The following is a 20,886-nucleotide window of genomic DNA, read 5'->3' as shown; positions in this document are numbered from 1 at the left end:
CAAGAATAAATCTTAAACAAACTAATAATCAAAAAGGCTGCCACCTCAATTTTGGGGTGACAGCCTTTTGCTTATTATGAAGGCAATCTGTTTAATCCAATTATATGAAATTACTTCTCAGCTTCCCCGCTGCCTGGTGATTCTTCACCTTTCTTAACGGTATAGGATTTAGCACCGGTACCTGCCAAACTACCGCCTTGAGCAATCAGGTACTCCGGACGAATCGGTTTGTCTTCGAGGAAGTCTTCTAGAATCTCACGGGCGCCGGCTGCGTATCGTGCTTGAGCCGACAGCGTGGTTCCGGACATATGTGGGGTCATGGCTTCATGAGGCATGGTCCGCCATGGGTGGTCGGATGGTGCCGGCTGTGGATACCAAACATCCCCGGAGTATCCGCCAATCTGACCGGATTCCAATGCGCGAACAATCGCATCCCGATCGACTTCTTCACCACGACTGTTGTTGACGATGTAAGCACCACGTTTCATGGTAGCAAGCACTTCATCATTGAACAGGTGGTAGGTCTGAGCGTGTAATGGTGCTGCCAGCACAACAGCGTCAACGTCTTTAACCATCTCATGAACATCAGGATAATAGGTCAGTCCCAAGTCTTTTTCAACGTCGGCAGGCAATTGATGACGCTGGTTGTAGACTAATTTAACGCCAAATGGTTTCAAACGCTCCAGCACAGCCCGGCCAATCCGTCCGGCACCAATTACCCCAACCGTCATTCCCTCGAGGTCATAGGCGCGGGATACGGCGTCAGCGATGTTCCAGCCGCCGTTTTTGACGATATCGTGGGCTGGAATGAAATTCCGAACCAGTGCCAGCAACTGCATCACTTCGGCTTCCGCCACACTGACACTGTTGCTGTAAGTCACTTCGGCAACTGTGATGTTGTGTTCGTTGGCAGCGTTCAAATCAACGTGATCAGAGCCAATCCCGGCGGTAATCGCCAGTTTCAAATTCTTAGCCTTGTCGAGCAGGTCTTTGGTGAGATATGCCGGCCAGAATGGTTGGGAAATCACAACATCGGCAGTCGGAAGTTCCTTTTCAAATACGGAATCAGGCCCCTCTTTGTCGGAGGTGACCACGAATTCGACCCCTTTATCTTCAAGGTATTTCTTCAAGCCAAGGCCACCGGAGACACTTCCCAGTAACTCACCAGGCGTAAAATCAATGGCTTCAGGAGTTGGAACCGTTGAGCCATCCGGATAGTGGGTAATCTTTGGAACATCATCTCTCGCATACTTTGGCGGGAACCCGTCAATCGGGTCTGGATACAAAACAGCTAATACTTTTGTCATAATGAGCGATCCTTTCATAATCAATCAGTTAGACTTCAGTAAACTTTTTATCCTTATATGCAGGGTTTGGATACTTGTAGAATCCTTCACCGGACTCAATTCCCAACTTGCCTTCATCAAGCATCTTTTTAAATGCATCCGCCAACGGTTTCAACTCTGGGTGAACATCTAATGCTTCAAGAGTAATGTTGTAGGATGTTCGGATTCCAACTGCATCGGTAATGCCAAATGGTCCCCAAGGAGCGCCGGTGGCAACCATCCAGGTCCGATCGATCATTTCAGGATCGGCAATTCCTTTCAGCCAAAGCATCCCTGCCGCGGCATTTAACGGCATCAATAATGAGTTGAGGATGTAGCCCGGCTGCTCCTTCTTGAGTTGGATTGGAACCATGCCAATGTCTCTAGCATACTGAACAATTTCTTTATAGATGTCGGGATCGGTTTCCGGTGAACCCATGATTTCCGCGGTGTTGTTCAGCCAGACCTGGTTGGAAAAATGCATGTTCAAGAATTGTTTGGGCCGACCAGTATCTGCGGCGAACATGCTTGGAACCAGTGTTGACGAGTTACTGGTGAAGATGGCTTCTTTTGGTGCCAGTGTGCTGAGCTTCTTATAGAAATCGTGTTTGATGTCTGGATTTTCCGGAATTGCTTCAATCACTAAGTCGGCATCTTTAACCGCATCAGCCAAATCGTCGGTAAATGATAATCTGGAAATGCCGGCATCAAAGTCTTCATCGGTCGCTGCAATGTCGTGGCGATAAGCGTGACGTAAGCCCTTGATTCGGGCCTCAGCCTTGTCGACAGCTTCCTGATTAATGTCATAGACAGTTACGTCAAATCCCTTAAAAGCACTTTGAAAAGCAATCTGGCTCCCCAATACCCCACTGCCTGCAACAGTTACCTTTTTGATAGTCATGGTTAAATCCCCCTTGTATACATGTAAACGGTTACAATTCAAAAATCAGTCTAATTATGGCAGATTCTTTGTGAAATGCAATTAAAGATACCTGGTATTTTAAAACTTAGGGGTGAGCAAGCATTCCACGAAAAAAGACGCACACACATGCTGGGATTGTGTTATTTATAAGGTATACTAGATGAGCATAAAAAATTGTGGAGGTTATAACCTTGAAGAGTAAAAAGGTACAAAGAGTTTTAATAAGCCTATTAATCGGACTATCCCTAGGATTCATGGCCATTTCAATTAATGATTCGCAATTCAATCAAGATACTCAAGTTGAAGCTAGTTCAGCCAAACGAGCATATGTCACTCATCGAATCCGTGTTTATCACTGGATTTGGGGAAAGTCCTTTGCTACATCCCGTTTAGGAAGAAGTATTGTACTGCATCGTGGACAAGTGATTCACGTCGGCCCTTTCTACCACATGGGTAAAGATGGATATATGCTGTATGTTAATGGTCATGGTTCACGTTTATTTTATGCCAGAACCAATAGCAACAATTGGTTTAGATATTCAGATTAAACTTGAATGAACAATAAGATTTCTATGTAGATGACAGAACACTGCATCATAATTCTGCCGTTTTTTTCTAAAAGTTAGTTTCTCGATGCTACATGTTGTTCTTAATTCTATAGACTGTGGTATTAGAAATTCCCATATCATTTACTATTTTTTTCACTGGGGTTGGAGGACTGGTAACCAAAGAACGCATAATGCTCCTACATACTTCACGCATTTGAATGTCCCGAGAATTCGGAGCATACCCTCTTTTCTGAGTGTAAAAACCAGTTTTCAACTTTGTAGGACTTTTGATAATCTCAAATAAGCTTGAAGTAGACGAACTGCTTGAAAAGGTTGGAGTTGAGATAGTTGGCGAACCATTCGTTAAAGAGGGATCAGCAGACACATTTGTATTAAAACGAACAATATTTTGAATAATCTCCCGAAAGATTTCATTAACTCCATCCTGGTTTACAATGGAAAAATTATTATCCAGCCCAGCAACATTTAAGGTACCATTAAATTTTATAGTAATAACTTTGTCTTTCCGTTTCATAATCATCACCTCTAATATGGATATTTATACGCTTTTTTTCGATTAATTAAAAGGCGTATAATTATAGTTAATGGGGTAAAACATATAATTATTTATGGTAAATCACACTCCCTTTTTGGGTGCATCTTTACAGATTCAACAATCAGAAATAATTGCAGCATATAATTTAAACAACAATATTTTAAAGAAAATTAAACTTTTCGAATCAAAAGCCACTCAATTGAGTGGCTTTTGATTACTTTTCAACTGCTTAGAAAAATCTGTTAATCATCAACGACAACTAATCATTCTCATGAGCATTCTTCGAGAACTGCTCGGAAAGATCATCCTTCGAATACCCATCTTTCAAAACGGCAAAGAATTCATATCCACCGTTGCGATAACCATTAATTTCAAACGTATCAATCATATACAAGAACGGCGGCTTGCCTTCACTGATTTGAATTTTGTCGATTGCTCCCAAGACGTCGAACTTAACGTCATCTTTGTTGAGCTGCTTCATGGGGATGCTGTCGAAAATACTGACTACCATGATTAATTAACCTCTTTCATAAAATACTTGTATGTCTAATACGTTAGGGATACAAAAAGGATTTGCACGTTTGTAACATTAACAAATTAAAGAAGAGTTTTGTTCTCCAATTTTCACATCACCTTACATCATAATATGAATAAAAACCAATTCACTATCATTGATATCCAAATGTAATCTGAATTGAACTTTGAAGTTCATCTACGGAGTCGATCAAAACTGCTTGATCTTCAAGATTTCCGATATAAATATTATTATGATGTTTTTGAAGCCGTTGTTTCATTCCCTCTGATGGAAATAAGACATAGCGATATTCTTTCTCGATCTCAAACTTCCGATCTTTAACTAAGTTAATTGTCGACACTGCCGATTTCATTCTAGGCTCACGAGGATTTAACTTTTGGCCTAAAAGCTCGGCATCAATAGCACGCACATTACTATAAATTACTGGACCTTCCATGTGTTCTGATCCGGATTCAACAAATATTGTCTGTAGCTTATTTACAATTCTACTGTGAATAACATTATAGTCTTTGAACAACACAATTTGTTTGGGATAATTAGTATCCGACATCAATGACTCATAAAGACCCTTGATTACTTCAGGCTTAATAAACTCGTTAGTTTCTATTCCCGGTCTCAGTTGGGTTGTGCAAAAAATATTTGCTGGTCGAAAAAAATGAAGCTTTTTAGGAAAATTCACGGTTCTTTTCAATATACCCGTGGTCTTAATAATTGGATCATAGTCCCCTTCTAGTCGATCGCCAATTCCACAGTTCTTACCACTATTTTCAATTTCTTGATATTGAACAGTTGTTCCAAAATGTAATTCTCCAACCTTCAGGAACTGATGCAGGTGCCGCTTATCAACTAGTTTAATAATCAGTGAATTTGATGTCATCAAATTATCCTCCATATAGTCAAAGGCTGTAACGTCAAACAATAATCAATATACGATTAACTACCCATATTATAACTTCTAAGTGTTTTAAAGTGCTTATTCTCCCGATTCAATAATATTATCAAAATTAAAAATGTACGTAATAAATTGAGCGACTTCTCCAAAAGTATCCAAAGGTAGCTCACCAATCTTCTCAATGTTTCTACAGGGTGAAAGAAAATCAATTGATCTTAGCTGAATAGCATTCACTTGACCATTGATACCATCTTTTTCATGCACATCAAAAAAACCAGGATGATTTCGAATTTTACTCGTAATGGGACAAATTTGAACAAATCCGGTCTTTTTATTATATTCAGTTGAGCTCACGACTAATGCCGGCCGCCTCTTTTGAATTTCTCTACCTGCTTGCGGATCAAATGTGGCCCAGATTAAATCAGCCTGTTCAGGGGTATAGCCATGGTATGCGTATTCAAATTCAGTCATATTTCTTCCCGTCCTGTAGTATCGTCGTCAAATTCTTCATGGTCATGTTCAAAGTGAACATTTTTATCAGTAAACGGATTTTTCATCTTGGGAATATAAGTAAATGAACCATCCTTTCCTTTTACAGCAATCACTTCAGTACCGGACTTAATACCAAACTTTTTAGGGACTGTGACCACAAGCGAGTTACCTTGTTCTCTGACTTTCATAAATCATCCCTCCAATGTATTCACGTTGTATTCATTTATATTATATCATACACTTGGATTAAACCATTAAAAGTGTTGTTTACTATTACAAACGCAAAAGGGAATCCCTCACCCGAGAGATTCCCTTTACCATACATAAAACTATCCGTTAATAATCCCATCAATCGCAGTCAACTCATCATCAGATAACTCAAGATTATCAACAACCTTCAAGTTATCCAGCAAATGATTTGCATGTGATGTTCCAAGAATTACGCTGGTTACTGTCGGGTTCTTAAGCAGCCATGCCAATGACATTTGTGCCAAAGTCTGACCACGATTCTCGGCAATCTTGTTTAACTGGTTCAACTTTTCAACCAGCTTGTCGCTGCCTTTATCGAATAGGAACTTGTTGGTTCGATGAACTGGGAAGGTATCCGGAATACCATTCAGATATCGATCTGACAGCAAGCCTTCTGCCAGTGGTCCATAAGCAACCAGACCGGCATCCAGCTTGGCCATTTCATCAACCAAGCCGGTTGTTTCGGCTTCCTGGTTCAGCATGTTATACGAGAACTGATTGAGCATCACCGGCACATGACGTTCTGCCAGTAGTTTGGCCATCTTCTTGGTTTCATCAGTACTGTAATTAGAAATTCCGATGTACAATGCTTTACCACTTCGAACGATTCCTGCCAATGCGTCAGCGGTCTCTTCAAACTTGATAACTGGATCTGGTCGATGTGAATAGAAAATGTCGACGTAATCCAAATGCATCCGTTTCAAGCTTTGGTCCAGGCTGGAAACCAGGGTCTTCTTAGAATTAAACACCCCATAAGGGCCCGGTCCCATATTGAAGCCAGCCTTAGTGGTCACAATTAATTCATCCCGATATGGTCGTAAATCCTGATCCATGATTCGGCCAAAAGTTTCTTCAGCAGTTCCGGGTTCAGGACCGTAGTTGTTCGCCAAGTCAAAATGGAAAATGCCGTTATCAAAGGCTGTCAAAACAGTCTTTCTGGAATTATCATAATCAGCTAGACTGCCAAACCCCCGCCACAATCCCAATGAAAGGATTGGCAGCTGCAGGCCGGTATGCCCGACTCTTCTAATTGGTACTTTATCGTAACGATCTTTGGATGCTGAATATACCATGATTGTGCCTCCATTTTTAGTAACTATAAATCATTTCAATCGTTAACCAAACTTCGCCGGTACCACAATTTTTTCTGGATCCCGATGCTTGCCTTCAAGCATGTTCAACATGATTTCGCCAGAACTGGCACCAATCAGGTAAGGATTTTGGGCAATCAGCTTCGTCTTGGCATCGATATACTGAGCGGTTCCAGTATCGGAAAATCCAGTAACGGCAACGTGATCGTTATCAATTAGACCCATATAGAAAAGACGGGGAATAAATTCCGTCAGCCAGCGTTCCTTCAAGGCAAAAATCAAGGTGTCTTCTTGAGAGCCGTTAATCAAGGTGGTCAATTGTTCCAGCACCTTTTTATGGTTGTACGACTTTTCTGAAACTTCCAGCACATCAATATTGTTAATAACCGACTGAATACCATAATATCGATCCCGCCGGTTGGCAGCCATCGACAGACTGGACGTGATCATGATGACCCGTTTAAAACCTTTATCTTTGTAGTATTGAGTTGCCTGACGCGCCACTTCATAGTTGTTTGTGACCACCTGCGGCCATGGTGACTGTTCGATTTCACGGTCAGCCATCACGATCGGCATTGGTCGCTTGATTGTCTCCCGAATCACTTGGACAGTATTGTATGGCTGAAGAATTGCGCCATCAAAATACTGATTACTAACGATCTGCATCAAATGTTTTTCCCGGTCTAAATCTGAATTGGAGTCGAACAAAACACCAATGTAGCCTTTACTTTCAAGCATGGCATTGATCCCTTTGAACATCTCGGTAGAAAAGAAATCATCAATATTTCCGGCAACCACCGCAACCAGTCCGGATGATTTCTTCACCATCTGTCTGGCAGCGGAGTTGGGGACATAGTTTAATTTATCAATGGCATCAGCTACTCGGTCGGCGGTATCCGCAGACATTCGATCCAGGTTACCGTTAAGATAGCGTGAGACCGTTGCAATCGACACATTGGCCAACGCAGCAACATCGCGCATCTTAACAACTGACTTACCATGTTTTTGTGTCTTCTTCTCCATCGCTTTTCCCCAATTCAAATTTACTCGGGTAAAAATTTTATTAATTCGACATTACCCATAACAATAATTTACCATAATGTGACAATTACACAAACATCTTTCAAACCAAAACAGACCGCATCCCCACAAATAGAATTTTCTACTTAAAGGACAAGGCCTGTCGTTTACGCTACAATTCGCATAAATCTATTCCATGTTGCTGTGAGCTGCCTTGGCAGAATCATTTGAAACATGGTCACGCCGGCTGAGCTTCAAAGCCAACACATCCAAAGTAATGTGAACACTTTGGTCAAACAGCGTACTCAATAACTGGATGGACTTCACGCCATCACCAGCTTTGGTTGCGCCGGGAACAACGATAACCGCATCCCCCAACTTAGCCAATGGTGATTCAGCGTTGCTTGTGATAGAAACGATCTTCACACCGTCAGCCTTGGCCTTTTCAGTTGGTTCAAGAACCATACCGGTCTTACCAGACCCAGATACGGATACCAACACATCACCTTTTTGAACGGACGGGGTAATGGTTTCGCCAATTACAAAGACAGTATAGCCAATGTGCATCAAACGCATTGCAAATCCCTTGGCCATCAAGCCTGAACGGCCGGCACCCAAAACAAAGATTCGGCGATCCTTTTGAATCACTTTTTCTGCATCATCAATCTGATCTTCTTTAACCAGACCCATGACTTCATTGACTTCATGCATTACATCATTAATTAATGTCATTATAGCGTCATTGCCTCCTTGAACTCTTTAGCTGCCTTAATCGGATCATCGGTGCCGGCAATCTTACCGCCAACGATTACGGTGTCAGCGATTCCCTGCTTGGCCAATCCTTTAGCCTGGGCAAGGTCAATTCCACCGGCAACTGCGACCCGCTTGATTGCTGGGAACTTCTGATGGAAATCAGCAGTCGCACTGATTGCGTCAAATTTGCCTTCAGCATCCTTTGAATGATGCAAGCCATAAATGGCATTGTCGAAATTGGCAATTTCCTTAATCTTGTCGTCTTCAACTTCCAGCAGATCAATCAGCATTTCCTTGTTATGCTTCTCGGTAATATCATAAACCTTACTGATAGTGTCATATGAGGACCCGGCCATCACAGTCAGGATATCACCGTTAGCTTCAAACCCTTTTTCAAATTCGTAAGGGCCTTCGTCGATCGTCTTCAGATCCAACAACAATTTTGAATGCTTCAGATTAACTGGATTTTCCTTGATCATGTAGAGACCGTAGTCCTTCACAAGTGATGTTCCAAATTCGATCACATCAGCGATACCATCTAATTTGTGAGCCAAAGTAATTGCTTCACCGAGTGATACTCGGTCAATTGCAGCTTGTAATTTCATTAGTCTTCGGATACTCCTTCTTTTTCATAAAATGCTTTCAATTCGTCCGGAGTTGGGTAGCCGTCATTATCACCAGGTGTTTGAACCTGAAGGGCACCAACAGCGTTTCCTCTTAAGACCGCTGACTTCATTGGTTTGCCTTCAAGTAAAGCTGTGATAACGCCAAGTGCAAAGCCATCCCCTGCACCCACAGTGTCAACAACCTTATCAACCTTGAAGCCGTTAACCGTATAACTGTCACCATCTTTAGTCTTAACGTAAACTCCGGCAGGACCAATTTTAACACAGACCGTATCGGTTCTTTCACCCTTGAGGTAAAAGTCGGCAATCTTTTCAGGGTCGTCTGAACCCATCAAAATTTTACCTTCTTCAACCCCTGGTAAAACGATATTTGCTGAACCCGCTAATTCATTGATTGTGCTGATCATCTTTTCCTGACTGCTCCAAAGTCCTGGACGCAGGTTGGGATCGAAAGTCGTCAGAATATCTTTATCAACCAGTCGCTTCAATAATGAACGGAATGATTTCTCGGCAGTATCTGAAATAGCTGGGAAAATCCCTGACATATGGGCAATTTTAACACCGTCCAAATCCACCTGATCCATAATTTCACTGGTCAGATGTGACGCCGCTGAATTCGTCCGGTAATTGAAGGTGAGCGGATCGCCCTTGGTAACCAACTGTTTCAATTGATGGCCAGTCCAATATTGTGGATCTCTTGAGATATATTTACTGCCGACGCTGTGACTTGCGATCCGTTTAATGGCGTAATCGCCAAGTGGATCCTGGCCGACTCGAGAAATATATTCAACCGAATGGCCCAGTCGTTTAACCCCAATGGCAACATTTAACTCAGCGCCACCGAGAATTTTTCGCCAGTATCGGGCGTCGGCCAATGATTTGTCTGCATCCTGAGATGCAAAGGTAACAACGGGTTCACCAACTGTAATAACTTCACTCATGATAATTTCCTCTTTTCGTTAGAATATCAGTATCTTTCTGCACAAATTTTTACTTTCCAAAGAAGTAGAATACCAACAGCTCATTCAAGATTGAAACAATCCACATTACCGGGACGCCCAACTTCAGGAAGCTCTTAGTATCAACCTTCATGTAATCTAGTCCCCAAACGTTCCAAGACTGGGTAATATCAGTTGAAACGGCCATCAATGATGGGACATACAGCAGTGGGAGCAGGAATGCATCACTGAACAGCCCGGTTCCAGAAAGAACGGCTGCGGTTGCGGCTCCAGCACCCCAAACGTGCAGTGGGCCACGGAACAATGCCAGTGGTGCCAGAACACCAAGCATGATCGCAAGAACTAAGTGGCTATTTGGTAAGATCGCCTCAAAGATTGGCTTGAATCGTGGTGCGTTGATTGAAGCGGCACCGGAGAACATAATCAAGGCCATCAGGAACATGATCAATCCGGAAATATCACCGATAGACTGCTTGATTGTGCTGTTTAAGAAATCGATGAACTTGCTCCAGCCTTTCCCATTACCAGTCAGGAAGATGGCTAAAAGTGTTGCCAGGGTTAATGCTGGGATCGCATCCCAACCGAATACCATGTTCATAAACACTGGAATAACTGGAATCACAAACGTAATCTTGGGAACACTCTTGATATCTTTTTCATCACCCTCGACAGCGCCAATGATTTCAAGGTTCTTCTCAGCATTGGCAGGGTTGATTCGTTTACGATGAATAAACAGGAACACAATCACAGCAACGATTTGAACTAAGGTTGCCGCAATCCCAAATTCCAGGTATTTGCCGCCGTATACGGCTTTAGGGAAGAATACTTTTATTTGGTTGAACAACACAACATTAATGTACATTGGTGCACCGATTGAAAGTGAAAATACTGAAAGTGCCAAATCGCGGGGCATCCCAACTGAAAGTAAGATTGGCAGCAGGATAACACCAATGGCAATTACAGAGCCAACACCATATGCACTAACGAAGATTAAAGCGGTTACAAAAATAACTAAAATTGCTGCGATTAGCGGTTTCTTTTTACCAACTTTATTGGTCGTTTCTGAAATTGCCGGGGCGATTCCACTATCAACCAACACTCGGCCAAACCAGGAACCAAAAACAATGTAAATAATCGTTGGTCCGTAATTCAACGCAGGTTCGGCGAAAACTTTTTGAATGGCGGTGTTGAACGGAACCATTCCGATAACGGACCACAGAATGGCCATTATGAAGAACCCGATCATCAAATTTCCACCTTTAATGATGTAGTAGATAAAGCCGGCAAATGTCAGCAGCAGAAGAATTGAAATAATTGTGGATGTCATACGTTATTCACCTACTTCGTTTTTGAACAATTGAACTTGTTCTGCAATATGGGCATCACTGTCCATTGGGTATTCAAGAGCAAATGCGACGTCTGAAGGCAAGATGGTCAATAATTTCCGCCAATCAAAGACACCGGTATCGAGGTCATCTGAAGTGGTTAACTCACCATTGTTGTCGATGGTGTTCTTCAAATGAATGTAATGGGTAAATGGTGCTAATTCCTTGGCGGCTTCTGTGGCGTCGCCATGGGTAAATGCCCAGTTGCCCAAATCATAAACATAACCTAATTGGGTCAGGCCTGCTTGATGAGCAGCGGTCAAGAATGTTTTAATGGCTTCAACCGTACCGGAAACTGCGGTCTGGTCATTCTCAACGTTCATTTCAATATCGTCTATTGGGAATTTTTCGAATTCTTTCTTCAAATCGCCGGTGAATTTATCAAAGTTACCAGTGTTGAACTTAATCTTACTGATGCCCATCGTGGTTCCTTCATCAAAATATTGTGACAACTTAGGATTAACGGTGCCATCCGGTTCAAATACAACATCGGGAACACTATAGTTAACAATCATGTTGTTTGCCTTGGCATGCTTGCCAACTTCCGGCAACTCGCTATCAAGATCCTTAAAATACTCACGACGAACTTCAATCCCGTCCGCTCCGAGCTTTGCGACACGATCAACCAAATCAGCCTGCTTTGCACCTTTCTGAACGTCTGCTTCGAAAATCCAAGTATTTAAAATTAATGTCATAATAGATCCCTCCAAAAATAATTGCTCAGTAGCTGTCACTTAAATCATCTTGAATGGTAAACGTTTTCCTAGATAAAGTCAACGGATTAGTTTTGTGTTTATAAACGCTTAATTGTGGGCAATTGTACTGGTATACAGGATCTGTTGTGAGTTGTGCAAACGTTTAACCTGTTCATATATCAAGGTTGCTGAATGTTATTATTGTAAGCGCTTTATGCTCACTTTCAAACTTATTAAAATTCCCTTTTCCAACAAAAAAGGCAGCATCCCTCATGGACACTGCCTTTACAAAACTGTTTAATTTATTTTTGAAATTTATTGCTTGTTGAACTGCTCATGACAAATAAATGATATTTCTCTTATCTCTTGAAGCATCAGGATTTTGAATATATACCAGTTAAATTTATTAAAGCATGAACCCTCAATTAAAATCAATTCTAGCTTAACCAGGAATCAAACCAAAACTTCTTTTTGGTGATAATATCTTGTGCGGTTTTTGCCAGTTGTTTTTCTTTTGCATAGACTGAATTCCCAGCCATGTTCTGTCGGAAAGAATTTGTCAGATTTGCCAACTCTTCCTTGTCACTAAACAGCCACTTCAAAGCGTCCATCTGTTCCAGAATGACAACCAGACTAATGGCCGCACCCTCAATCGTGCTGGATTGCATTTCCATGCTTAGGTACTCAACCACTTGAGCACGGGCATCATCGGTGGGAAGGTAAATCGTGTGGGTATCGAGATTGGTTTTGACTGATTTTTCTTCAACCAATTTTTCAGCTAAGAGTTTCTCGCCGACGCCGTCATAGATTTCGTTTGCAACATCCCAACTGGTAATCATATCTAGTGAATGAACCAAGTCATCATCTTTATCTATTGCTTCTGTAATTCGTTGTTTGAGACCATCAAGATAAGACGGCAGCCCATCAAATTTGCTCTGATCGGCAATCTTAATTGAATCATCAATTTCCAAGATATCTTGATCCATTAAATCCAATAATGCACCAAAGACAAAATATGCCTGAGCGGTAAATCTCGTTCGCAGCATGGGCTTCTTACCGATGCGTTCTGTTAATAGTAGGTAATTCTTTGCAGTTTTCAGTTGCACAATGGGTGCCTCCAGATAGTCATTTCTTGTTTAAAACGTACACTAAATAATAACCCTTGTGCTTACATTTTAGAAGCATTTAGCTGCCTTTAAAATGAAAAGATTGAGCTGCACCCACCCACGATTATCTGGTGCTATACTCACCGTATCAAATCCGAGGGGGACGAAATGATGAGTGGACATCATTTAACCAAATACTTCATCCTGTTATTAACATTTTTTTGTATGCTTGTGGGTGTAAAATCTGTCGACGCTTCTTCAATAATTAAACCCGTGATTTATGATTCATTGCACTTGCTGACTCCTGCTGAAAAGGAACATATTAAAGACGTAAATAAGAAGCTTCAAAAAAATAAGCAGCATCAACAAATCTGGGTTGTCACGTTAAACAAACCCGGAAACACCTACAGCTTCTACATGGATTACAATTCTACCGAAGATGGGGGACTTAGTCTAAATACACTAAATGATGATGCTGCCAGCCTTACCGACTATATAAGTCACAAATTTATAAAGTATAATAATGATTCTGATCTCTCAACAAAACAACTGATTTCAGACCGTGTCAATATTGTACTAGTGGACCCAAGCTTAAAATATAAAGTAATACCAATCACGTCTCAAACATTTCACCTTGCAAACGGTGAGGTAAGGAATTTGCTGATTAGTCCCAAACTTGATTTTCAAGACATGTCTGGGAAAAATATTATTAATACTGTCGATGTCTTAGACACCTTTATAAATCAACACTTGAATTCTGAAGATCTTAGTCCAGGATTATTTTTTAGTGATGTTGATGTTGTCATTTTCGGATTAATAATTGTCTTAATCATAACTTGGCACCATTACTGGCGCAAAAAACATCCCAAACGAATTCGTTGGGAAGATCCGGATTCTCCAAGAAACGATCCCGGATATGATAATGGTTACATGGATGGCTACTACATCGGCATGCACGAAGATGATGGTAAAGATAAATGAATTAAAACGCTCACCAATACCAAAAGGTAAAGGTGAGCGTTTCATTGTCTAATCCGCCTCTGCAAACTTCTCAACCCGTTTCATAAAATCTGCAAACAAGGCATCTTGCTTTTCATCAGTTTGGTACATGGCTTCGGGATGCCATTGAACACCAACAATCAAATCATCAGCGCTTTCAACACCCTCAATAATCCCGTCTTTTGCCAAAGCCGAAATCTTCAATTCTGGAGAAATGGCCTTCACAGCTTCATGATGATGGCTGTTTACATAAATCGTCTCATCATGACCAATAATTTTAGCCAGATAGCTGTCCGGAGTCACTGAAATGGTGTGGGTTCCCTGATCCATTGGTGCTTTTTGGTAATGCTGGAGCACAGGTTTGTTCCGCTGGCTGGCCATATCCTGATATAGCGTACCGCCAAGAGCAACGTTAACAACCTGAATTCCCCGACAAATGGCAAAAATTGGTTTCTGGTGTTCAACTGCTAGTTTTGCCAATTCAATACTACTTTGGTCCAACAAGGAATCGGTATCACCCAACTCAGGCACCGGTTCCTCACCATAAAAGCGGGGGGCAACATCCGGTCCACCTGGCAGCAGTAAACCATCAATCAAGTCAATATACTGCTCCATCAGTTCGGGGCTGCGAGTCGGGATAAGAACCGACACACCGCCGTGCTTGATGACGCCGGCAACTTCGTTATTATTGACGCTGTTGCGTTCCAAATTCTTGATAATTCTGATTTCAGCAGGGATTCCGATTGCGAATTTCTTTTCCAAATATACCAGCTCCTTGATTTATAAGCCATCGATCACTTTGTCATTCAAGCTTAAAATAACTGCTTTTAATAACTTAACAGTGTTCTCGAAGTCAGAGTATGCAACTAGACCATAATTCGTATGTTCATAACGAACAGGAATTCCAATACAAATAGTTGGAGCACCTTGAAACTCAAGTAATTCAGATCCATCAATCCCGCCACCGGTTCGAACTGCCCGAGTAAATGGAATCCCATTTTTATGAGCTTCATCAACTGCTAATTGTTGAAAATGTGGGTTGGCAATAAATGATGTATCCATATCACGCAGCATAGGTCCACGTTTCAAGCCAGTTTGAATTAACCATTCTGGAGTGAACGTATCATCTGCGGGACATCCCTCAAGGCAAATTGCAATATCAGGGTGAACTTTTTTGACGGTAACCTTAGCACCACGACATCCCACTTCTTCTTGAGATGCAATTGCGCCAACCAAATTGACATCTAAGTTTTCATCAGCTAAGTCTTCCATAGCAGTCATGAGGCATGCAGTTCCAATTCGATTATCAAATGCTTTACCCATCATGACATCCTGAGTCTTCAAGTATTCCCAATCAGTATCTGGAACAATTGGACAACCTGTGTCGATTTTTAACACTTCTTTGGTTTCTTCAGCACTGTTCGTTCCGACATCAATTACCAAATTAGCAATATCAATTGGTTTCTTTTTTTCGGCTTCAGTCATGAAATGTGGTGGCTTGGTTGCTACCAAACCGGTTATCCATTCTCCCTCTTGGTTGCGAACCCGCATCTTCTCTGCAGTTAAGTTGGCAGGAACCCAACCACCAAGCGGAACAAATTTAATTGTTCCATTTGGCTTAACTGCTTGAACAATCAAACCAACAGCGTCTAGATGGGAATCTAACATCAAAGTTTTACCTTTTGATGGCGAATTTTGTTTATTTTTCAAATATACATTATTCATGTGATCTGCATGAACAGAGCTAAAACTTGATGCAGTTTCCACCACGTAATTCTTTACTTCATCTTCAAATCCACTTGGTCCATTTGCATTGGATAAATGCTCAATTAAGTTTAGTGCTGACTTCTTATCCAAAATATTACCTCTTTTTCAAATTATTTTGTTAAATAAGCTGTTCTATAATCATAATGTCCATTGATTCTATCGTATACAACACCTTTTAGCTTAGGGTTTACCAGGTCAATTCCGTTAGCTTGGTAAATCGGTGTAATTCCTTGATCAGTTGCTAAAATCTTTTCAGCATTAATTAGATCTTGCCATCTCTTAGTCGCATTATTGGCATCCTTATTGTTTGAGTCTTCAATCGCTTGATCAAATTCCTTATTACTCCACTTTCCATTATTTTCAGGATTGTCTGATGTAAATTGAGACAGGAATGAAATCGGATCGGCAAAGTCTGCAGACCATCCTGTAAAGTTAACATCAAAGTTCCCAGAAGATGCTCGTGCAAGCATTGAGGCAAACGGAATACTGTTCGATTCAATCTTAAGTCCTGGTAATGTTTCTTGGAGTTCACTTTGAATGAACTCAATAACGTCCTTAGTTTGATCGTCATCAGCTGAGAGAAGTTTGACAGTTAGACTCTTTTTGCCTAATTGAGACAAAGCCTTTTTGTAATATTCCTTTGCCTTTGCAGTATCATGATCAACTGTTCCTGGAACATAAGCCTCCTTAGCAAAGTCTTCACCTGTTTTAGGATTCTTAGCAAAGTCAGCAGGTACAAATCCTTTTGAAACAATAGATCCATTTTGCATGACTTTATTAATTAATTGGCTACGATTCAAAGCTAGTGAAAATGCTAATCGTAAATTCCGATTCTTAAATACACCTTTTCGCTGGTTGTACTGCATATATTCTGTTGCAGCTAATGGTCGTTTAACAGCATCCTTGCTCTTTCCTAGTTGCTTCGCTTGCTCACCAACCAAACTGATTAAATCAAGTTTCCCCGATTGAAATAAGTTGTAGGCAGTACTTGGTGACTTAGCAACAGTGTAATTAATTTGAGATAATTTAACGGCCTTCTTATCCCAATAATCATTATTCTTAACAAGTTTCCACGAGTCATTGGTACCAGTCCACCCAACATTCTTGAAGGGACCATTATAAACTGTAAACTTTGCTGACGTTCCGTAATTTTTCCCGTACTTTTCAACAACCTTTTTATCAAGTGGGTAGAGTGTTTCACGCGCCATCACCATTTTGAAATAGGTTGTTGGCTTATTCAGTTGAACTTGCAATTGATATTTTCCAGTTGCCTTAACGCCAAGTTTGCTAGGTGAAAGCTTGCCATTAACGATTGCATCTGCATTCTTTACATTGTCAAAGAGGTAAGTATATTGACTTGCTGTTTTCGGGTTAACAGCTCGTTGCCACGAATAAACAAAGTCACTTGCTGTCACAGGGTCGCCATTGCTCCACTTGGCATTATGATGAATATTGATCGTATATGTTTTGCCGTCTTTAGAAATTTTAGTCTTTGTTGCTAGTGCCGGTTCAACATTTCCGTTAGCATCATATCGATATAAGCCTTCAAACGTTTCATCAATTTGAATAAACGAAGTCTTGTCGTAAATCTTTGATAAATCCAAACTTGTAATTTCAGCAGTTGTAGATAAACTAATCTTTTGGTCTGATGCTAGTTTTTTTGAATTTTGGTTAGAACTTTTTGAACCACATCCTACCAGTAAAACCGCCATTCCCAAGACCCCAAAAGATAGTAATGATCGCTTAATATTAGAAATACCCATAAATTTCCCTCATTTCCTCATTAAATTTTAATTATTCCAATTATAAACTTTTTTGTTTTTATGTCAATATTCACCAGTATAATGAATTAATATTCATATGTTACATAGCTATGTAAGCATATAAAAAGACCATACATTTATATGGTCTCAGTTATACTATTATTCTAGTCCGAGAAATGAACTACTTGATTTGTTATCCTTTAGTAACCTTTGAACCTGCGCCTCATCCCGGTACCTAAATCCACCAACAATCTTGACACCACCTCCTGCAGCTTCTTTAAATGACGGCAAAGTATCCTCAAATGGCGTTGAAACAGACGTGGAAAATGGTAACACCCGTTTTCCAGAAAAATCATTTTCTGCGAATAAGCTGTTAAAAATCCGTGGCACCTGTCCACCCCATGTTGGATAACCGATAAAGATCAAATCGTATTGATTGAGATCGGGAATCTTTGTTTTCATTGGCACATCCGCGTGAGCTTCCATCTGCTGCATCCCAACTTTTGAATAATTACTGTAACCTTCCGGATATGGTTCTACAGGTTCAATCCTAACAATATCAGCATTGGTGTTCTCCTGAATAGATTCAGCTGCAGCTTTGGTGGTTCCTGATAGCGAAAAATAAATGACAAGTGTTTTTTTCATAATAACCTCTTTCTAACATTCAATAAATTAAGGATATACCCTGGAGTGGACTTCATAGCAAAAAAACCGCAGAGCGAACTCCACGGTTTTCAAACAATATTTGCAAATAAGCGATTGCCAGATGCCATCCTAAATACGAGTTATATTAATATTCTTGATATAAACAATTCCTGGTACTAATGAATTAAGGGAAAATACATGGAGTTTTTTTGAGAGAAATAACAATTCCAAGTGGTTTTTACAGAAATAATGTATAATTTAAATCATCAATCTAAAAAATAATAAACGCCATGAGGAACATACATTGAATGCAAAAGACAATCAAACCCTATCGACCATGCTCGAAAAAAGCATGGAAGCCTTCACGCTTGGACTGGAATTGTACAACCGTCCTACCGTCAAGTATCGGGTAGAGGGTTTTAGCTTTTATATCTGTAATGCATGGGAGCTTCTTCTTAAAGCGAAATTGGTAAAAACAGCAAATCGTTTAGATGTAATTTTTTATTCAAATGCCAAAACGCAACGGAGCCAAACATATTCACTCTCTGAATGTTTAAAAAAAGTATTTACGGATAAAAAAGAACCTTTGAGAAGAAATCTTGAAAGAATCATTTCTCTTCGAAACACCTCAGTTCATTTCGTAACAGAGGAATATGAGCAGATGTACGCTCCATTATTTCAAGCCTGCATCATTAACTATGTAAATAAACTTAACGACTTTTTCAATATTGATATTACTGAACGATTTGATCAACATTTTCTCTCACTCTCAGTTAATATTGACCCACTTGATTCCGGTACTATTAAGAAAAAGTATCCAGCCACGATTGCGGAACAACTATTAAGGGACCAAATGGACCTAAATGAGGAAACAATTAATAATGGTAGTACTGGATTTGGAATTCCTCTTAACCATAATATTTACATTACCAAGAATAAGAAAAATGCTGATTTTATTGTCTCTATTGCAAAAGACAGCGAAACTAAAGCGGCCATTATTAACAAGCTTCAGGATCCGAAAAATACTCATCCTTTCACTTATAGCGAAGTTGTAAACCAAGTAAATAAATGGATATCAAGAAAGAAAATAGATTTTCGTGTTACGAATGATCATAAAAATCGCATTACTTTTAACAAAAGCGATTTAGATTTGTTCATAAAGTTCTACGGTATCAAAGCAGAAATTGATTATGCCTACAAACATGTCCTTGGAAACAATAACCAGTATACCTATTCTCAAAAGGGAATTAATTTGATCGAAAAGGAAATAATGGACAATCCTCACGATATTGTTAACATCTTAAAAAATGAGTTAAAAAAGCCAAAAAAATAAAGATAACCCCAGGCGCATAGGAATTCTAAGCTAAAAAGCCTACTCCCATTCGGGAACCCAGCGTTACTCCTTCTCAAGTTATCTTACAGTCATTCTATCTGAAATTCACCTTCAGAGTCAACTTAAAAACACAAGATTGTAGAAATATCCATCTGTTTTGATATTCGTCCAAATCTGTTAACAAATGGCAGCCCGCCAAAACAGATAATATATTTGGCAAATTTATTATTGCGATATTCCGTCAATCAGCTCAAGGACTCATCAATTCTCAAGCCATCTTTTGCACATACAAATATCGAATTGAAAAGTGACTCAAATTAATAAAAACCGCAGAGCGAACTCCACGGTTTTCAAACAATATTCAGTTAAATCAACGATTTTAGTATGCCGTCCATGAACCATCAACTGGTAATACAGCGCCACTTACATAACGAGCTTCATCGGAAACCAAGAACAAAGCTGTGTTTGCGATTTCTTCAGCAGTTCCAGGTTCAGGTGATGTACCCATGCCTTGAGATTGACGCTCAAAGCCAAATTTATCAACGTTTTTACCCATTGATTGAGCAATGTTGGTCTTGATGCCACCTGGAGCAATCGCGTTTACACGAATGCCTTCCTTTTGATACATGTAGGCGGTATTCTTGGTAATTCCGACAACGGCGTGCTTAGAAGCCGTATAGGCAACGCCGGCACGGCCGCCATTTGTTCCACCAACGGAAGCAATGTTTAAAATAACGCCTTGCTTCTTTGGCAGGAATTCTTTGACCGCTTCACGGGTTGAATACATGACACTGTCGGTATTAACGGCAAATACTTTCTTCCACATGTCATCGGTTAAGCTGCCAATGGCTGCCATGTTGTCCATGATACCAGCATTATTAACAACAATATCCAGCTTGCCAAACTGATCTTTGGCCAACTTGAACATTGCCTTGATATCTTCTTCATTCGAAACATCGGTCTTAATTGCGACAGCCTTGCCGCCGTTATCGGTGATGTCTGAAACAACTTGATCAACACCATCTTTGTTCAAATCAGCGGCGACAACACTTGCACCTTCAGCCGTAAATAGCTTAGCCATTGCAGCACCCATACCTGATCCGGCACCGGTGATAATGGCTACTTTATCTTTTAAACGATCTGTCATGAAAAAGCCTCCCTTTTATATATAAAACGCTTACACCATTATTGTATACGAATCTTTGATCATTTGTTAAACAAAGGG

Annotated in this window: 23 protein-coding genes; 3 read left to right on the top strand and 20 right to left on the bottom strand. The window is 40.4% G+C overall.

Annotated features, from left to right (window positions below; all coding sequences use genetic code 11):
- Nucleotides 1-110 precede the first annotated feature (110 nt).
- Both FD17_RS06135 and FD17_RS06130 read right to left on the bottom strand, forming a co-directional pair.
- Nucleotides 111-1,307 carry an NAD-dependent formate dehydrogenase gene (locus FD17_RS06135; protein WP_057824669.1) on the bottom strand — a complete coding sequence of 399 codons (1,197 nt, stop codon included), beginning with the start codon at nucleotides 1,305-1,307 and terminating at the stop codon, nucleotides 111-113.
- A gap of 28 nt (nucleotides 1,308-1,335) precedes the next feature.
- A complete protein-coding gene (locus FD17_RS06130) occupies nucleotides 1,336-2,226 on the bottom strand; it encodes a 3-hydroxyacyl-CoA dehydrogenase (protein WP_057824667.1) in 891 nt (296 codons plus the stop codon).
- Nucleotides 2,227-2,438: 212 nt separating this feature from the next.
- On the opposite strand from FD17_RS06130, the gene FD17_RS06125 reads away from it, so the two are divergent.
- Nucleotides 2,439-2,795 (top strand): hypothetical protein, encoded by a 357-nt coding sequence (locus tag FD17_RS06125; RefSeq protein ID WP_057824664.1) that lies wholly within the window; start codon nucleotides 2,439-2,441, stop codon nucleotides 2,793-2,795.
- 88 nt (nucleotides 2,796-2,883) lie between these two features.
- On the opposite strand, the gene FD17_RS06120 is transcribed toward FD17_RS06125, so the two are convergent.
- The 13 genes from FD17_RS06120 to FD17_RS06060 all read right to left on the bottom strand — a co-directional run bounded on the left by FD17_RS06120 (nucleotide 2,884) and on the right by FD17_RS06060 (nucleotide 13,154).
- Nucleotides 2,884-3,330 (bottom strand): hypothetical protein, encoded by a 447-nt coding sequence (locus FD17_RS06120; RefSeq protein ID WP_057824662.1) that lies wholly within the window; start codon nucleotides 3,328-3,330, stop codon nucleotides 2,884-2,886.
- Nucleotides 3,331-3,610: 280 nt separating this feature from the next.
- A complete protein-coding gene (locus FD17_RS06115; RefSeq protein WP_225363432.1) occupies nucleotides 3,611-3,862 on the bottom strand; it encodes a hypothetical protein in 252 nt (83 codons plus the stop codon).
- A 157-nt stretch (nucleotides 3,863-4,019) separates the two neighbouring features.
- Entirely contained in the window at nucleotides 4,020-4,763 is a 744-nt protein-coding gene (locus FD17_RS06110; protein WP_057824661.1) for a hypothetical protein, read from the bottom strand.
- 96 nt (nucleotides 4,764-4,859) lie between these two features.
- On the bottom strand, nucleotides 4,860-5,249 hold the full coding sequence (locus FD17_RS06105) for a type II toxin-antitoxin system PemK/MazF family toxin (protein WP_057824659.1): 390 nt from the start codon (nucleotides 5,247-5,249) through the stop codon (nucleotides 4,860-4,862).
- Nucleotides 5,246-5,458, bottom strand: coding sequence for a type II toxin-antitoxin system PemI/MazE family antitoxin (gene mazE, locus FD17_RS06100; protein ID WP_057824657.1), 213 nt, complete (start codon nucleotides 5,456-5,458; stop codon nucleotides 5,246-5,248). The genes FD17_RS06105 and mazE overlap by 4 nt, the downstream gene beginning before the upstream one ends.
- A 141-nt stretch (nucleotides 5,459-5,599) precedes the next feature.
- Nucleotides 5,600-6,592, bottom strand: coding sequence for an aldo/keto reductase (locus tag FD17_RS06095; protein WP_057824654.1), 993 nt, complete (start codon nucleotides 6,590-6,592; stop codon nucleotides 5,600-5,602).
- A gap of 42 nt (nucleotides 6,593-6,634) precedes the next feature.
- Nucleotides 6,635-7,633: a LacI family DNA-binding transcriptional regulator gene (locus tag FD17_RS06090; RefSeq protein ID WP_057824652.1), complete on the bottom strand. Its 999-nt coding sequence runs from the start codon at nucleotides 7,631-7,633 to the stop codon at nucleotides 6,635-6,637.
- A 186-nt stretch (nucleotides 7,634-7,819) separates the two neighbouring features.
- Nucleotides 7,820-8,362, bottom strand: coding sequence for a 6-phospho-3-hexuloisomerase (hxlB, locus tag FD17_RS06085; protein ID WP_057824650.1), 543 nt, complete (start codon nucleotides 8,360-8,362; stop codon nucleotides 7,820-7,822).
- Nucleotides 8,362-8,988, bottom strand: a complete 627-nt coding sequence (locus FD17_RS06080; RefSeq protein WP_057824647.1) for an orotidine 5'-phosphate decarboxylase / HUMPS family protein — start codon at nucleotides 8,986-8,988, stop codon at nucleotides 8,362-8,364. The genes hxlB and FD17_RS06080 overlap by 1 nt, the downstream gene beginning before the upstream one ends.
- A complete protein-coding gene (locus tag FD17_RS06075; protein WP_057824645.1) occupies nucleotides 8,988-9,950 on the bottom strand; it encodes a sugar kinase in 963 nt (320 codons plus the stop codon). The genes FD17_RS06080 and FD17_RS06075 overlap by 1 nt, the downstream gene beginning before the upstream one ends.
- Nucleotides 9,951-9,999: 49 nt before the next feature.
- A complete protein-coding gene (locus FD17_RS06070; protein WP_057824643.1) occupies nucleotides 10,000-11,295 on the bottom strand; it encodes a hypothetical protein in 1,296 nt (431 codons plus the stop codon).
- Nucleotides 11,296-11,298: 3 nt separating this feature from the next.
- The gene (locus tag FD17_RS06065) at nucleotides 11,299-12,048 is read right to left on the bottom strand and encodes a sugar phosphate isomerase/epimerase family protein (RefSeq protein ID WP_057824641.1); all 750 of its coding nucleotides are present in this window, start codon (nucleotides 12,046-12,048) and stop codon (nucleotides 11,299-11,301) included.
- Between the two features lie 437 nt (nucleotides 12,049-12,485).
- Nucleotides 12,486-13,154, bottom strand: a complete 669-nt coding sequence (locus tag FD17_RS06060) for a hypothetical protein (protein WP_057824639.1) — start codon at nucleotides 13,152-13,154, stop codon at nucleotides 12,486-12,488.
- Between the two features lie 168 nt (nucleotides 13,155-13,322).
- Here FD17_RS06060 and FD17_RS06055 point away from each other — a divergent pair, with 168 nt between their 5' ends.
- Complete coding sequence (locus FD17_RS06055) at nucleotides 13,323-14,135, top strand: hypothetical protein (protein WP_156653610.1); 813 nt, start codon at nucleotides 13,323-13,325, stop codon at nucleotides 14,133-14,135.
- A 48-nt stretch (nucleotides 14,136-14,183) separates the two neighbouring features.
- Here the strand turns inward: FD17_RS06055 and FD17_RS06050 are convergent, their stop codons facing one another.
- The 4 genes from FD17_RS06050 to FD17_RS06035 form a co-directional block, all read right to left on the bottom strand.
- Nucleotides 14,184-14,915, bottom strand: a complete 732-nt coding sequence (locus tag FD17_RS06050; protein WP_057824635.1) for a gamma-glutamyl-gamma-aminobutyrate hydrolase family protein — start codon at nucleotides 14,913-14,915, stop codon at nucleotides 14,184-14,186.
- An 18-nt stretch (nucleotides 14,916-14,933) separates the two neighbouring features.
- On the bottom strand, nucleotides 14,934-16,010 hold the full coding sequence (locus FD17_RS06045; RefSeq protein WP_057824633.1) for a M42 family metallopeptidase: 1,077 nt from the start codon (nucleotides 16,008-16,010) through the stop codon (nucleotides 14,934-14,936).
- A gap of 20 nt (nucleotides 16,011-16,030) precedes the next feature.
- Nucleotides 16,031-17,683 (bottom strand): peptide ABC transporter substrate-binding protein, encoded by a 1,653-nt coding sequence (locus tag FD17_RS06040; RefSeq protein ID WP_057824630.1) that lies wholly within the window; start codon nucleotides 17,681-17,683, stop codon nucleotides 16,031-16,033.
- A gap of 159 nt (nucleotides 17,684-17,842) precedes the next feature.
- Entirely contained in the window at nucleotides 17,843-18,328 is a 486-nt protein-coding gene (locus tag FD17_RS06035) for a flavodoxin (RefSeq protein WP_057824628.1), read from the bottom strand.
- Nucleotides 18,329-18,632: 304 nt separating this feature from the next.
- Here FD17_RS06035 and FD17_RS06030 point away from each other — a divergent pair, with 304 nt between their 5' ends.
- On the top strand, nucleotides 18,633-19,661 hold the full coding sequence (locus FD17_RS06030; RefSeq protein ID WP_082617148.1) for a DUF3644 domain-containing protein: 1,029 nt from the start codon (nucleotides 18,633-18,635) through the stop codon (nucleotides 19,659-19,661).
- Nucleotides 19,662-20,040: 379 nt separating this feature from the next.
- Here FD17_RS06030 and FD17_RS06025 read toward each other — a convergent pair whose 3' ends face one another.
- Nucleotides 20,041-20,808: a glucose 1-dehydrogenase gene (locus tag FD17_RS06025; RefSeq protein WP_057824626.1), complete on the bottom strand. Its 768-nt coding sequence runs from the start codon at nucleotides 20,806-20,808 to the stop codon at nucleotides 20,041-20,043.
- Nucleotides 20,809-20,886 lie beyond the last annotated feature (78 nt).

The sequence above is a fragment of the Lentilactobacillus sunkii DSM 19904 genome (assembly GCF_001435575.1).
Classification (GTDB): domain Bacteria; phylum Bacillota; class Bacilli; order Lactobacillales; family Lactobacillaceae; genus Lentilactobacillus; species Lentilactobacillus sunkii.
The sequence above is the reverse complement of the archived record's forward strand: the minus strand, read 5'-3'. Positions and strand labels throughout refer to the sequence as shown.

What these genes read in the sequence shown, in the direction of transcription:
- FD17_RS06135 (WP_057824669.1), bottom strand. Translation starts at nt 1,307, where the DNA reads ATGACAAAAGTATTAGCTGTTTTGTATCCAGACCCGATTGACGGGTTC.
- FD17_RS06130 (WP_057824667.1), bottom strand. Translation starts at nt 2,226, where the DNA reads ATGACTATCAAAAAGGTAACTGTTGCAGGCAGTGGGGTATTGGGGAGC.
- FD17_RS06120 (WP_057824662.1), bottom strand. Translation starts at nt 3,330, where the DNA reads ATGAAACGGAAAGACAAAGTTATTACTATAAAATTTAATGGTACCTTA.
- FD17_RS06115 (WP_225363432.1), bottom strand. Translation starts at nt 3,862, where the DNA reads ATGGTAGTCAGTATTTTCGACAGCATCCCCATGAAGCAGCTCAACAAA.
- FD17_RS06110 (WP_057824661.1), bottom strand. Translation starts at nt 4,763, where the DNA reads ATGACATCAAATTCACTGATTATTAAACTAGTTGATAAGCGGCACCTG.
- FD17_RS06105 (WP_057824659.1), bottom strand. Translation starts at nt 5,249, where the DNA reads ATGACTGAATTTGAATACGCATACCATGGCTATACCCCTGAACAGGCT.
- mazE (WP_057824657.1), bottom strand. Translation starts at nt 5,458, where the DNA reads ATGAAAGTCAGAGAACAAGGTAACTCGCTTGTGGTCACAGTCCCTAAA.
- FD17_RS06095 (WP_057824654.1), bottom strand. Translation starts at nt 6,592, where the DNA reads ATGGTATATTCAGCATCCAAAGATCGTTACGATAAAGTACCAATTAGA.
- FD17_RS06090 (WP_057824652.1), bottom strand. Translation starts at nt 7,633, where the DNA reads ATGGAGAAGAAGACACAAAAACATGGTAAGTCAGTTGTTAAGATGCGC.
- hxlB (WP_057824650.1), bottom strand. Translation starts at nt 8,362, where the DNA reads ATGACATTAATTAATGATGTAATGCATGAAGTCAATGAAGTCATGGGT.
- FD17_RS06080 (WP_057824647.1), bottom strand. Translation starts at nt 8,988, where the DNA reads ATGAAATTACAAGCTGCAATTGACCGAGTATCACTCGGTGAAGCAATT.
- FD17_RS06075 (WP_057824645.1), bottom strand. Translation starts at nt 9,950, where the DNA reads ATGAGTGAAGTTATTACAGTTGGTGAACCCGTTGTTACCTTTGCATCT.
- FD17_RS06070 (WP_057824643.1), bottom strand. Translation starts at nt 11,295, where the DNA reads ATGACATCCACAATTATTTCAATTCTTCTGCTGCTGACATTTGCCGGC.
- FD17_RS06065 (WP_057824641.1), bottom strand. Translation starts at nt 12,048, where the DNA reads ATGACATTAATTTTAAATACTTGGATTTTCGAAGCAGACGTTCAGAAA.
- FD17_RS06055 (WP_156653610.1), top strand. Translation starts at nt 13,323, where the DNA reads ATGATGAGTGGACATCATTTAACCAAATACTTCATCCTGTTATTAACA.
- FD17_RS06040 (WP_057824630.1), bottom strand. Translation starts at nt 17,683, where the DNA reads ATGGGTATTTCTAATATTAAGCGATCATTACTATCTTTTGGGGTCTTG.
- FD17_RS06035 (WP_057824628.1), bottom strand. Translation starts at nt 18,328, where the DNA reads ATGAAAAAAACACTTGTCATTTATTTTTCGCTATCAGGAACCACCAAA.
- FD17_RS06025 (WP_057824626.1), bottom strand. Translation starts at nt 20,808, where the DNA reads ATGACAGATCGTTTAAAAGATAAAGTAGCCATTATCACCGGTGCCGGA.